General features: G+C 33.3%; 12 protein-coding genes and 3 other annotated features (1 of these 15 only partly in view). Of the genes, 9 read left to right on the top strand and 3 right to left on the bottom strand.

The features are described from left to right. The coding region (locus ACXY7N_RS18495) for a 3D domain-containing protein (protein ID WP_488592550.1) at nucleotides 1–516 on the top strand (516 nt) is incomplete at its 5' end. 50 nt (nucleotides 517–566) lie between these two features. Here the strand turns inward: ACXY7N_RS18495 and ACXY7N_RS18500 are convergent. Continuing rightward, nucleotides 567–1085: a kinase gene (locus ACXY7N_RS18500; protein WP_353811186.1), complete on the bottom strand. Its 519-nt coding sequence runs from the start codon at nucleotides 1083–1085 to the stop codon at nucleotides 567–569. Nucleotides 1086–1185: 100 nt separating this feature from the next. Between ACXY7N_RS18500 and ACXY7N_RS18505 the strand changes: the two genes are divergently transcribed. From ACXY7N_RS18505 to ACXY7N_RS18520, 4 genes are read left to right on the top strand one after another with little or no spacing between them, the layout of a single operon-like run. Further along, on the top strand, nucleotides 1186–1491 hold the full coding sequence (locus tag ACXY7N_RS18505) for a YfzA family protein (RefSeq protein WP_016087417.1): 306 nt from the start codon (nucleotides 1186–1188) through the stop codon (nucleotides 1489–1491). 13 nt (nucleotides 1492–1504) lie between these two features. Further along, on the top strand, nucleotides 1505–2053 hold the full coding sequence (locus ACXY7N_RS18510; RefSeq protein WP_033659851.1) for a GNAT family N-acetyltransferase: 549 nt from the start codon (nucleotides 1505–1507) through the stop codon (nucleotides 2051–2053). 5 nt (nucleotides 2054–2058) lie between these two features. After that, complete coding sequence (locus ACXY7N_RS18515; RefSeq protein ID WP_016134753.1) at nucleotides 2059–2607, top strand: isochorismatase family protein; 549 nt, start codon at nucleotides 2059–2061, stop codon at nucleotides 2605–2607. Next, nucleotides 2604–3128, top strand: coding sequence for a cysteine hydrolase family protein (locus ACXY7N_RS18520; protein WP_353811187.1), 525 nt, complete (start codon nucleotides 2604–2606; stop codon nucleotides 3126–3128). Before ACXY7N_RS18515 ends, ACXY7N_RS18520 begins: the two co-directional genes overlap by 4 nt. A gap of 112 nt (nucleotides 3129–3240) precedes the next feature. On the opposite strand, the gene ACXY7N_RS18525 is transcribed toward ACXY7N_RS18520, so the two are convergent. Then, complete coding sequence (locus ACXY7N_RS18525; RefSeq protein ID WP_488592551.1) at nucleotides 3241–4461, bottom strand: ATP-grasp domain-containing protein; 1221 nt, start codon at nucleotides 4459–4461, stop codon at nucleotides 3241–3243. 130 nt (nucleotides 4462–4591) lie between these two features. On the opposite strand from ACXY7N_RS18525, the gene ACXY7N_RS18530 reads away from it, so the two are divergent. Together ACXY7N_RS18530 and ACXY7N_RS18535 are read left to right on the top strand one after the other, a co-directional pair. Beyond that, nucleotides 4592–5689, top strand: a complete 1098-nt coding sequence (locus tag ACXY7N_RS18530; protein ID WP_001028917.1) for a YheC/YheD family endospore coat-associated protein — start codon at nucleotides 4592–4594, stop codon at nucleotides 5687–5689. A gap of 278 nt (nucleotides 5690–5967) precedes the next feature. Beyond that, nucleotides 5968–6498, top strand: coding sequence for a hypothetical protein (locus ACXY7N_RS18535; protein ID WP_000429648.1), 531 nt, complete (start codon nucleotides 5968–5970; stop codon nucleotides 6496–6498). A gap of 256 nt (nucleotides 6499–6754) precedes the next feature. On the opposite strand, the gene ACXY7N_RS18540 is transcribed toward ACXY7N_RS18535, so the two are convergent. Then, nucleotides 6755–7192 (bottom strand): YndM family protein, encoded by a 438-nt coding sequence (locus ACXY7N_RS18540; RefSeq protein ID WP_001013095.1) that lies wholly within the window; start codon nucleotides 7190–7192, stop codon nucleotides 6755–6757. A 150-nt stretch (nucleotides 7193–7342) separates the two neighbouring features. On the opposite strand from ACXY7N_RS18540, the gene ACXY7N_RS18545 reads away from it, so the two are divergent. Together ACXY7N_RS18545 and ACXY7N_RS18550 are read left to right on the top strand one after the other, a co-directional pair. Next, entirely contained in the window at nucleotides 7343–10855 is a 3513-nt protein-coding gene (locus tag ACXY7N_RS18545; RefSeq protein WP_016134748.1) for a DUF4020 domain-containing protein, read from the top strand. A 108-nt stretch (nucleotides 10856–10963) separates the two neighbouring features. Then, nucleotides 10964–11200 (top strand) — a binding site (T-box leader). A gap of 54 nt (nucleotides 11201–11254) precedes the next feature. Beyond that, nucleotides 11255–11490 (top strand) — a binding site (T-box leader). Between the two features lie 195 nt (nucleotides 11491–11685). Beyond that, the gene (locus tag ACXY7N_RS18550; protein ID WP_001273580.1) at nucleotides 11686–12762 is read left to right on the top strand and encodes a bifunctional 3-deoxy-7-phosphoheptulonate synthase/chorismate mutase; all 1077 of its coding nucleotides are present in this window, start codon (nucleotides 11686–11688) and stop codon (nucleotides 12760–12762) included. 9 nt (nucleotides 12763–12771) lie between these two features. Then, nucleotides 12772–12801 (top strand) — a binding site (T-box leader); it runs 191 nt beyond the window's last position.

A 12801-nucleotide genomic window follows, 5' to 3' on the forward strand; every position in this document is an offset into this window, starting at 1 on the left:
AGAGAAATAGCAAAGGCTAAGGAAGAAGAGAAAGCAAGAGAAATAGCAAAGGCTAAGGAAGAAGAGAAAGCAAGAGAAATAGCAAAGGCTAAGGAAGAAGAGAAAGCAAGAGAAATAGCAAAGGCTAAGGAAGAAGAGAAAGCAAGAGAAATAGCCAAAGCTAAGGAAGAAGCAAAAGCAAAAGAAGAATCTAAAAATAACATACAGTCTGCTAAACGTGAATTAACGGTAGTAGCGACAGCATATACTGCTGATCCAAGTGAGAATGGTACATATGGTGGACGCGTTTTAACTGCGATGGGGCATGATTTAACGTCAAATCCGAATATGAGAATTATCGCAGTAGATCCGAAAGTAATTCCATTAGGATCTAAAGTATGGGTAGAAGGTTATGGAGAAGCTATAGCTGGTGATACTGGAAGCGCAATTAAAGGTAATCGTATTGATGTATTAATGGGTTCAAAAAGTAAAGCGATGAATTGGGGAAGACAAACTGTTAAAGTGAAAATTTTATAGTAACTATAATGATCCAAATAGAAGTCAGTTCTCTTTATTGAGGCTGGCTTTTATTTTTGGATCACAACATCAGTAAGAATCGCATCAAATATATCTTTTTGCGTGAAGTTATCTGTAAAAATAGCTTCTCTGGTAACTTCAATTGTATCGTGCGGATTATACCATTTTTCTAGGGAATCCTCACCAAATTCATTTCGTTTATCCCTTGTGTTATGTCGTCGAATCGTTTCTTTTAACGATAAATCAAAGTAATATGTATAGACGTTTCCTTCGAAAAAATGTATTAATTTTTTCAGCATATCACCGTATCTACGACTGTTTAAAATGCCTTCTAAAATAACAAATTTACATTTTCCTTTTCCGTACTTTGTAATTTCAAATAGTAAATCATGTGATAAATTCCCCATCGTATCGTGTACTCTAAGCATATCTCTACGTACAACATCCTGTGATACTAAAAGTGTACCTTGTCCGAAATGTTCTTGTAATTGCTTTGCGATTGTTGTTTTACCACTTGCGGAGTTGCCTCTAAGAATGATTAAAGTTGATTTAAGTATAGGATTAGACATAATGTATTCCCCCAGCGTGAATGAGTATATAGAAAATTTTAACAAATAAAGTGCGAAAAGTGTATAATTAATAGGATTGAAATAAAAAGGTGGGAGTTAGATGGAACATGAATTAAATAAGGCGCAGCCGATTTGGAAACGGACATGGTTTCGCTATCTAGGGGCATTTATAATTGTTCAATTACTATTTATTATTTGTGAGATTACAGGATGGGCACCAAATTTTAAGCCAAGTGGAGAGTTTTTAAATAGAATTTTACATTCTGAATTTTTCACGGAATGGTTCACTCCATATGAAATTCCTCATTTTAATTTGTTTACAGCATTTTTTGCGATTACATTGTTACCATACGCATTAATTGGTGCAATGAAAGATTTCACAACAAGGAAAAATACAAATAATTAAAAAGAGGTATTATATGCTATTTCAAAAAGATCATGTATCGGTACGGTACGTAAAAGAAGAGGATGCACAGGTCATTTCAAAATGGTTAACAGACCCAGAAGTCTTGCAGTATTACGAAGGAAGAGATAATCCGCAATCTGTAGAAATGGTACTGAATCATTTTATACATAATCCAAATAGTCATGAAAAAAGATGTTTAATAGAGTTTGATGCCGTTCCAATTGGTTACATACAAATGTACCCAATTGATTCTGAGTGGAAAACATTATATGGCTATGAAGAATCACAAAATGTATGGGGAATGGATCAATTTATCGGAGAGCCAATTTATTGGGGAAAAGGAATTGGAACAAAACTCGTTCAGGCCGCAATTACATATATTATGGAGAACGCGGGAGCAGAAGCAATCGCAATGGACCCGAAAGTAAATAATGAACGCGCGATAAAGTGTTATGAAAAATGTGGATTTAAAAAGGTGAAAATTTTAAAGGAACATGAACTACATGAGGGGAAGTTAGAAGATTGTTGGATGGTGGAATATAAACGTATAGAGGATAGGTGATAAAAATGAAGGCGCTACTTGTATTAGATATGCAGAAGGGGATTTTAGAGTGTAAAGATTTTTCTGTTGAAAAAGAGTTAATCGCAAATGTTTTAAAACAATTTAAAGCAGAGAAAGAACCTATTATTTTCTTAAAACACCGAGATGATAATCCAGAAAGTACGTTGTATTTTGAATCAACTGGAAGTGCATTAGTAGAAGAATATATCGAGTTTGCGGATTATATAGCCGAGAAGACAACACCTAGTGCGTTTAAAGATACAGGTGTTGAAGAAATATTAATGAAACATAAAGTTGATCATGTTGTTATCGTTGGATTTAATACGGAATTTTGTTGTTTATTTACAAGTATCGCTGCTTTTGAAAAAGGCTATAAAGTTACGCTCATTGAAGATGCGACAGGAACAGCTAACGATGAAGAAGTATACGAAATGCCTGGATTAGATATAAAGGACTTCATCGGATCAATCTTGAATTGGTCCAACGTAATTGAAGTACTATATTATGATGAATATGTAGAGGCCTATACAAATAAAGGGAGCTGCGCGATATGAAAAAGGCATTACTAGTAATTGATGTGCAAGCAGGTATGTATACAGCAGGAATGCGAGTACATAATGGGGAAAAGTTTTTAGAAATATTGCAAGAGCTTATTGGGGAATGTCGTTCAAATGATGTTCCAGTTATTTATGTACAACATAACGGGCCGAAAGATCATCCTTTGGAAAAAGGTACAGATGGTTGGAAAGTGCATGCGGCGATTGCTCCGCAAGATGGGGACAGTATCGTTGAAAAGACGGCGCCAGATTCATTCCATAAGACAAACTTAAACGAAGTGTTACACGAAAAAGGGATTGAGCATATTATCATTTCAGGTATGCAAACAGAGTACTGTGTGGATACGACAACGCGCAGAGCGTTTAGTGAAGGATATAAAGTAACATTAATAAGTGATGCACATAGCACATTTGATACAGATGTATTACGAGCTGAAGATATTGTAAAGCATCATAATGTTATATTTGGATCATTTGCGGATGTTATTGCGTTAAAAGATTTAAAAATAGAAGCGTAAGTGGGAAAGCGGCTGTCTCTAAAAGAGTGGCCGCTTTTTTTATTTGAAATCAAGTTGTCGAAGTGAGTCGATTAGTATATTTTTATCAGTTGGTGTATATATGTTGTATTTATTATTCTTGGATTTCAAATGAAATTTCTTTAGCTGCTTCTAAAGCTATTTTTTTAGCCTCTGTTTTAAAATAGGATGCTGCTATAACGTATCCATATCGATGTCCCATTGATGTAGGTGGTTTTAGAAAAGTTCCTTTTTTAGGTTTTATATAAACTTTCTCTACACCAGGACATTTAGAACTACGATTTTTCCCTGTAACTCGAATTAGTTTTCCTTTAGATTTAACTGTTAGGTAATGAGCATACACATATTTATGATGTTTTTTATTTAGTGAAGGTTTATTTCCTAACATTAATCGAATAGTTTCTTGTACTAAGTTGATTCCATGCCCAATTTCAATTATGTCATTCATTGCTCCACCTGATATTCTAGGGTTTATCTCAATTAATTTCCAAACATCTTTTATTCTCCGGAGTTCTAGATGACAAGCTCCATTTTTCATATTAAAAGCCTGAATAACAGAATTTACTGCATTGAAAAGACTATTGTATAGTCTTTTGTCTACCTGTCCTAATAAAGAATAACCAGTAACGATAAAGCGTTCAAATAGTGTGATTTCTTGTTCAATTACTGCTATAATATGGACTTTTCCATTTTGAACTAAAATTTCGAATAAGTACTGAGGTCCATCTATATATTCTTCAAGTAGAATTTCTTCATTAGGTAATTTCTTCAAAAGACTTTGTATAGATAAAATTAATTGATCTTTATCTTTTACTAATAATACATCTTTTGATCCTGTTGATTTAGGGGATTTCACAATAAGAGGGAAATTTATCTTATTAGTTTTTTTAAAAAAAGATGATAATGATTCTGTTGGTTTATAAATTAAATAGTTGAGTGAGATTGGTAAATCTTTAAGTACATTACGAGTTAATATTTTGTTTTCCATATGATGGATAGCATTAGTAGATACAATATTTGAGCAAAATTTTTCTGATAAACGTGCAGCCACATAAACATAAGGATCAATAAAACTAAAGATCCCTTTTATGTTTTTTCCTGATTTATTTAACTTTTCAATTGTTGTAATTATATTATCATAATCATTTATATCAGTGAAAATCATCTGATGTACATCAGGGAATATAGTGCGTTCATTAATAAATTTTGTTTTTTTAGTTAATAAAACAGTAAAGAAATTAAGTTTTTCAGCTGCTTTGATTGCTTCCCTACTTGATCCAGATTTATTTGTTTCAATGAAAACGATAGTATCCATTTTATGTCACCTTAACCTTTATCATTTATCATTTTATAAAACTTCAAATTTATTATTTCTATAGGTAGAGTATTAAAATGAGGTTAAGCTTGTTCCGGTTTTTTCGAAAAATGGTTGAATGAGGGAGAACATGAATATATATATAATGAATTGGATGTTTATTTTGAAAAAGACCTTTAGAAAGAAGGGAAGAAGAACTGACATGACTATAATTGGTATGCTTCATCATCGGAAAGATCCGAATGACGTAAAGAAAGCATATACTTACGCTGCTGTAGCTAAAGCTGAAGGTGTGGACTTTTTTTATTTTACTTTAGGGAAGGTAAATATAGAAACGGAGAAGATTTTAGGTAAAACTTATGAAAATGGTAATTGGGTTGAACAAGAATTTTCTTTTCCAGATGTTATTTATAATGCAAGTGTTCATATTAGTGATAAAAATCAGCAAATCTATGATTATCTACATGAAAAAGTTCCTTTTACAAGTCATTCAATTGGAAATAAATTAAGTGTATATAACAGAATAAATAGAGCAAAAAAATTTAAGCAATATATTATTCCTTTTTATGAATTAAATGATGTTAATAAGTTTTTTGACATGATTAATCGTTATGAAAAACTTATTATTAAACCCATTTCTGGACATCAAGGTAGTGGTATTGTTTTCATTGAAAAAAATGGGATGAATTATAGTATGAATGAGTCAGAACAAATTGCATCTATTAATAAAAAACAATTACGGAGCTTTATATCTGATAAGATTCAAGAGCAAGGATACATAGTTCAACAGTTTATTTCATGTCAAATGAAATCTGGTCATGTTTATGATTTTCGATTGCATGTTCAAAGAAATGGGGAAGGCAGGTGGGTTGTTACTTCTATATTCCCCAGAATAGGTCCATTAGGAAGTATTGTATCAAATATGGCTAAGGGTGGTTATAGTACTTATTTAGATGTTTTTTTAAAAGCGGAGTTTGATAACGATTGGTATAATATTAAAAGGTATTTAGAACGATTTGCAGTAACTTTTTCTAACCATTTTAATTCTTTATTTAAGGATGTATTATTTGATGAGTTAGGAATTGATGTAGGGATTGATAAAGATCAAAAATTGTGGTTATTTGAGGTGAATTGGAGACCGGGGGTACCTAATATATTTAATCTTGAATTAGATGTAGCTAGAAATTTAATTCACTATGCTAGATATTTGGCTGATAAATCTAAATAAGAAAAGGAAAGTAGAAAAATAAAATGGAACTTAGCAACCTTTATATACCAATGTTTCTACTAATCTCTCTTTCTATATCTTCTATAAGATTATTCTCTATGCATCCCAAAATTCGGCGGATGCTGGACTGTCGTCAAGTCGACGTACCTCATACGAGTAAAATACCGGAATCTGATAATACATCCTTCATTGTGGGCGGGGGCACATATTTATAAAAAAATACGCTTGTCCAATCCATTATCATTCTCCAGTCATTTAATATTACAAGGGGGGAAAACATGGAAAACAATGAAGAAATCACGTTTCGATTTGTAAAAAAAGATGGAGAAGAAATTAATTTGGGAAATCTTGCTGATAAACGAAAAATTGTCATTGTCATAAATAATCAGATTACATTTGCACCGAATACAACACAAATTGCCAGTGGGGCTGGACAAAACAGTGCGGCAGGAAGTAATGCAGCAATTGATTCATCGAATACCAGACAGCAACAAACAGTGGGCGCTGGAGGCAAAGCCATAAATAAGGGTATTAGTGGAGACCAGATTGAACCGCATAAAATGAAAAAAGAAACTTCGGATGGAGAGGAAGAACTTGTAATTATCATCAATAATCAAATTAATAAAACCCGTAAGGAACAGGCTAGTGCTACTCAAGTAGCAAGTGGTGGTGGAGATGACAGTGCAGCAGGAACCAACGCTGCTATCGAAAGTTCTAATACTAAACAGCAACATGCAGTGGGAGGCGGAACGGATAGTTCGGCAGAAAATGCAGGTGAAGAAGGCGACCAAATAGAAAAATGTGATTAAAGAAAAGGGCAGAATCTGTATCCGAAGATCCAGATTCTGCCCTTTTCTTTAAATGGTTATTACAGTTAAGATCGTTTACTCTTGATAAACACTTTTTACTTTTTTTGACGGGGTAGCACAACATGCTCATCAACTTAAGCGTTTTATTATACCCCAAAACAAAAAATGTACATTTTCTCTTGGAGATGTCAATTTATTCGTTTTGGGGTATTTGCTTTTTTTAGCTTAATGGCGATGGAGTTCCTTTATCAAAACATTACTTCTTCTTATCTTTATCCAATATATTCTGTTCTTCAGCAAATTCAGTACCATATGCAAAGCGGCGATTAATATGAATGTTATCATTGTTGTGCCGTGTGTGCGAGTTAGAAAAGCGATGAACAATTACTTCAGATAATGTAAAGACAGTAGCGGAAAGGAAACTGCCCCATGCAATTTGCATGTAATTGTCTAATAAAATATTACCGAAAATCCATACGCTTAAATAAGTTAGTAAGAAATCCGACATAATGGCACCAGTATTGCCTATTCGGTTTAATATAATTTTATCAACGAACATATAGGATACGATTGTAACAAAAAGACTGAATGAAATAATTTGGACGAACGTTGCAGGGAAAAATAAAGCGAGTCCAATACTAAATGCGATAATGCACGATATAAATTTGATAAGTACTACAGTAAAACCATTCAATATTTACACCTCCGATTTATACATAGTTTTACAATAAATTTAGGAGTTCATACATTGTAACGAATATATTTACATAAAACTTTTTCATGTTCGATATCTGTCTAAATATTAAAAAAACAAAGGAAAAATGTTATAGTAAAATGAGAGTATATGACATTTTTAGGTAAGGGGGAATCCAAGGTGTGGATTACTTCAGAAGTAGAAATTCCAGATGAGTTATTTGATCATCTTGAACAAGGAAAGTTAGTACTATTTGTTGGAGCGGGAGTTTCTATGAAAGGGAAATCAAACTTACCGAATTTTGATGATCTAGTTGATGAAATTGCGAAAACGTTATATGTAGAAACACGTGAAATTACAGAACCGCATGATTATTATCTTGGTAAAATTGCGAAAACAAAGGATGTACATCAAGTTGCAAGAGATTTAGTTCATATTGAAAAGTCAAAGCCAAATCCGCTTCATTATGCGATTCCGAGGTTGTTTCCTTTAGATACGGAAGTCCGCATTGTAACGACGAATTTTGATAGACATTTTACAACTGCGATGAAAGAAATGAATAGAGAATTAAACGTATATTACGCACCTGCTTTACCTACAGGTAGAGCGTTTAAAGGGCTCGCTTACATACATGGCAATATAGAACAGGAGAAAGAAGCATTAATTTTAACAGATGGTGATTTTGGAAGGGCTTACTTGACGGAAGGATGGGCGAGAAGGTTTTTAGTTGATTTATTTTCAAATTACACCGTTTTGTTCGTTGGATATAGTCATAATGACCCAGTAATGAAATATTTAGCAACTGGTTTACCACCAAGTACAAGGCGTTATGCATTTGTTGCACAAGGAGAAAATACGTACCACTGGGAGCATTTAGGAATAAGACCGATTGTGTATCCGAATAAAGGTAATAATCATCAGTCTCTTGTTAAAGCAGTGAAACGATGGGCGGAATTAATGGGTGATAATTATATTACAAAACGAATGCGAATTCGTGACATAGTAACAGTGCCACCGTCAGTAGAACAGGAACAATTATCATACATAAAACAATCAATAAAAAAAATTGAAACAGTCCGCTACTTTGTTGAATTTGCTCATGATTATGAATGGGTGGAATGGCTTGAAGCTGAAGGGAAATTACAAAATTTATTTTTAGTTACACCAAACTATAATGAGGTAGATGAATTACTTGCAGAATGGTTAGTGGAACAATTTCTTTTTACTCATCAAAAAGAATTATTTCAATTAATTTTTAAAAATCACTCTAAAATATCTCCGTTATTTTGGAGAACTATTTGTAGCTACTTAAACGAAACGAAAAGTAAAATGGACCCGTTGTTGTTTGCAAGATGGACACTCCTTTTATTAGAAACAGCTGAAAAAGATAGTAAATCAATTGAAACAATTTCTTACTTACTACAAAAATGTTCTTTTCCTGAGCATAAAGAGATTGCTTTATTGTTACTAACGTTTATTTTGGACGGGAAACTTAAATTGAAGCGGGAAAGAAAATGGGGAAATGATACGCAAGAATCGATAGAACTTGAGGAATCGAGTCGTTTACCAGTGTCTACATTTTCTTATGTGGAGCAAATTTGGAATGAGAAGATGAAACCGCATATTTCCTATTACGCCGTTCCAATTATGATGATAGGAATAGAGAAGATGCGAATGTTATCCCTAAGACAAACGGCACTGAAAAAAAAGGATAAGGGAAATGCGGAAAAAGACTTTCAGCAAAATGATCTTGCATTTTTAATTCAAATTGTAAAAGAGTGTTTAGCCTATTTATGTGAAAACAATGAGAAAAAAGCAAATTATTATATTACAGAAATGATAGAAGCAAACAGCATACTTCAAAATCGAATTGCAATTGATGCGATGAATAAAAATATATTTGTTAGCGCCGATGACAAAATGAAATGGTTGTTACAGGAAGAACTTTTTTTAGATGTCACGTATAAACGTGAAGTTTTTCAACTTATAAAAAATCATTTCGCACTCTCTTTAGAAAAAACGAAGGAAGAAGTCATTCAAATTGTACTGAAGGACCTTGCAGAGGAGCGGGCATTTGATGTTTGTTTCGTGTTAGATTTATTATTCACTTGTGATTCGAATAGTCCATCTACGGCAAAAGGTTATGAGTTAATGAAGCAAAAACATCCTCACTTTCATTCTGATCGATACAGTCTACAAAAGAAAGAGACCACAGAACAAAGTATTACTTGTAATGTAACTGCTGATGGATTATTGCAGCTGAAAGACGAAGAAATTATGAAACAAGTTCGCCAATTTTCTCAAGACGGTGTGTTTGAACAACGTCATTTTTTAGAGATGTTATCGAAAGCATGTAAATTGAATACAGAATGGAGCATTTCATTTGCTTATCAATTAGTTGGCATGCACGAAATAAGTAATGAAGTATGGTTTGTATGTATTAGAGAGTGGCGAAATAACCGAGGACTGACAAATGAACAAATCCAAAAAGTTATTCCGTTATTGCAGAAATTTGTTAGAAATACTGCTTTTCATTGGTTAATTAGTAGTTTTCTATATGAAATTAGTAATCGATTAGAAGAGTTAGAGGAAAATAGTATACGCAATTTGAAACGGTTTGCTTTTTCCGTATTCCCTCAAGTTATGAAAAGTGATACAGATTTTAAGCTGGGAAAACAAGATTTTTACAATGAATCAATCCAGCATCCTGTTGGGAAAATGACAGCTGTATTATTAAAACTGTTATCATATGATCATTTATACGATCGTAATGTGTATGAATATTTATTTTTATTTGAAGAACAAGTAAGAGTTAGTTCAGAACGGACAAATTTTATGCTAGCTCGTTTAGTAGCAGATATTACATTTCTTTATCATATAGAGAAGCAGTGGTGTCGAAAATATTTGTTACCGTATTTAGATTTAAAGAAGGAAAATGAAATTACGAAATATGCATGGGCAGGCTTGTGTTACACGCAAATAAATTTACCTTTATTTACAGAGATGAAGCGATTTATTAAGTATGCGGTAGAACATTTGGAAGTATTACATCCGCATACGAGGGAAGCTTTCTTGAAATGGCTTAGTTTTGTATTTATTAAATGTGTACTGTATTGGGAGCAAAAAACAGAATGGTTATACCCTTTACTTATACGAGAAAATGAAGAAAATAAAATTAAATTTATGCAATTTTTATGCTATTACGTCAAAACATTAAGTGCAAAAGAACAACAAAAATTTTGGACAGCTTGGCTCAGTGTATTTTTGCGAGAGCGACCGAAAATGGGTGAAATCACAGCTAGAGAATATGTAATGCTTTTACGTATTATTTTATTTATGGATGAAATAGTAGAAAGAGGGTTATCTATCATATGTAAAACATTTTTGTACGTGGGTCGAAAAGGAAATCAAACGGAGTTAAAACAGTTATTGAATGAAATACTTGAAAAGACAGAGAGCATAAAAATGTATAAAGAATTGTATGCAAATATATTTTTCACCTTACTGCAAACGCTTCAGGAAGCTGATATACTTGAAACTGAAATCATTCAAATAAAAGAAGTGTTAGTCCGGTATGGAGTAGAAAAATATGTATTAAATGCGATAGATAATGAGATAATTCGCATCGGAATTGTTATGGAGAATTTACAAAAAGAAATGTAGGACGAAAGTGGATTTTTAAAAAAATATATAAAAAGTTGTTGACAGTGTTTTGAAAAGCGTTCTATAATACGAATCATACTTATTCAATTTCAAAAACATTTGAATAAACAAAGTGCAATGAAGAGATCACAGTAGTGGTTAGTCTTACTGTAACAGAGAGCTGGTGGTTGGTGTGAACCAGTACAGGGATAATCATGAATTACAGTCTTGGAGCATCTTTTTCGTAGTAAAGATAGTATTGTCTTTATGAAGGAAAAGCGGTCAATTGATCGTTAACAGTGAAGAGAGGTAGACAGAAATTTAGTCTACAACTAGGGTGGTACCGCGATAAATATCGTCCCTACTGATTTATTCAGTAGGGACTTTTTGTATTTTAGTGGTCCAACTTGAAAATTAAATATTCATGCGTTGAAAGGAAAAGCAGTAGTTGTTGTTTCCCTGTAACAGAGAGCTGGTGGTTGGTGTGAACCAGTACAAAAACAAGAGCGAATTACAGTCCTAGAGCATCTTTTTCGTAGTAAAGATAGTATTGTCTTTATGAAGGGAAAGACGGTCAGATGATCGTTAACAATGAAGAGAGGTAGACGAAAGAAGTCTACAACTAGGGTGGTACCGCGATAAATATCGTCCCTACTGATTGGATCAGTAGGGCTTTTTTGTACAAAAAAAGTGGTTTTTTAGCTAGTAGATAGTGTCTTTGTACTAATTATTAGTTTAAAATAAGAAGAGGTATCGATTCCACTTTAAATTTGTATAATTGACCAGTTCAGAAAATAGAGAATTTTTCATTCTCTTACTATACTTTTAAAACATTAGAGGAGGATTTCCAAATGGCAAATCATGAATTAGATCAATTACGTAAACAGGTAGATGAAATTAACTTACAACTATTACACCTTTTAAACAAACGTGGTGAAATCGTTCAAAAAATTGGGGAACAAAAGCAAGTACAAGGTACGAAACGTTTTGATCCAGTACGTGAGCGTGAAGTGCTTGATATGATCGCAGAGAATAACGAAGGACCATTCGAAACGTCAACGGTTCAACATATTTTCAAAACAATCTTCAAAGCTAGCTTAGAATTACAAGAAGATGATAACCGTAAAGCATTATTAGTATCACGTAAAAAGAAACAAGAAAATACAATCGTTGATGTAAAAGGTGAATTGATTGGTAACGGCACACAAACATTCATCATGGGGCCTTGTGCAGTTGAAAGTTTAGAGCAAGTTCGTCAAGTAGGGCAAGCGATGAAAGACCAAGGCTTAAAATTAATGCGCGGTGGTGCATTCAAACCGAGAACATCTCCATACGATTTCCAAGGTTTAGGAGTAGAAGGACTTCAAATTTTACGTCAAGTAGCAGACGAGTTCGACTTAGCAATTATTAGTGAAATTTTAAATCCGAACGATGTTGAAATGGCATTAGACTACGTTGATGTAATTCAAGTTGGCGCACGTAACATGCAAAACTTCGATTTATTACGAGCTGTAGGTAAAGTTAACAAACCAGTATTATTAAAACGTGGATTAGCAGCAACAATTGATGAGTTTATTAACGCAGCGGAATACATCATTGCGCAAGGTAACGATCAAATTATTCTTTGTGAGCGCGGTATCCGCACATACGAAAGAGCAACACGTAACACATTAGACATTTCTGCAGTACCAATTTTAAAGAAAGAAACACATTTACCAGTTATCGTTGATGTAACACATTCAACTGGACGCAGAGATTTATTATTACCAACAGCGAAAGCGGCACTTGCAATTGGCGCAGATGCAGTAATGGCTGAAGTTCATCCAGATCCAGCAGTTGCATTGTCAGATTCTGCACAACAAATGGACATTCCAGAATTCCATAGATTCATGGATGAGTTAAAAGGATTCAAAAATAAATTATCTTAATTCCATATTATATATGCGCTGAAGAGGAAACAGTAGTGC

The organism is Bacillus sp. 5w2 (genome assembly GCF_054353775.1).

What these genes read in the sequence shown, in the direction of transcription:
- ACXY7N_RS18500 (WP_353811186.1), bottom strand. Translation starts at nt 1,085, where the DNA reads ATGTCTAATCCTATACTTAAATCAACTTTAATCATTCTTAGAGGCAAC.
- ACXY7N_RS18525 (WP_488592551.1), bottom strand. Translation starts at nt 4,461, where the DNA reads ATGGATACTATCGTTTTCATTGAAACAAATAAATCTGGATCAAGTAGG.
- ACXY7N_RS18535 (WP_000429648.1), top strand. Translation starts at nt 5,968, where the DNA reads ATGGAAAACAATGAAGAAATCACGTTTCGATTTGTAAAAAAAGATGGA.
- ACXY7N_RS18520 (WP_353811187.1), top strand. Translation starts at nt 2,604, where the DNA reads ATGAAAAAGGCATTACTAGTAATTGATGTGCAAGCAGGTATGTATACA.
- ACXY7N_RS18515 (WP_016134753.1), top strand. Translation starts at nt 2,059, where the DNA reads ATGAAGGCGCTACTTGTATTAGATATGCAGAAGGGGATTTTAGAGTGT.
- ACXY7N_RS18510 (WP_033659851.1), top strand. Translation starts at nt 1,505, where the DNA reads ATGCTATTTCAAAAAGATCATGTATCGGTACGGTACGTAAAAGAAGAG.
- ACXY7N_RS18505 (WP_016087417.1), top strand. Translation starts at nt 1,186, where the DNA reads ATGGAACATGAATTAAATAAGGCGCAGCCGATTTGGAAACGGACATGG.
- ACXY7N_RS18550 (WP_001273580.1), top strand. Translation starts at nt 11,686, where the DNA reads ATGGCAAATCATGAATTAGATCAATTACGTAAACAGGTAGATGAAATT.
- ACXY7N_RS18545 (WP_016134748.1), top strand. Translation starts at nt 7,343, where the DNA reads ATGACATTTTTAGGTAAGGGGGAATCCAAGGTGTGGATTACTTCAGAA.
- ACXY7N_RS18530 (WP_001028917.1), top strand. Translation starts at nt 4,592, where the DNA reads ATGAATATATATATAATGAATTGGATGTTTATTTTGAAAAAGACCTTT.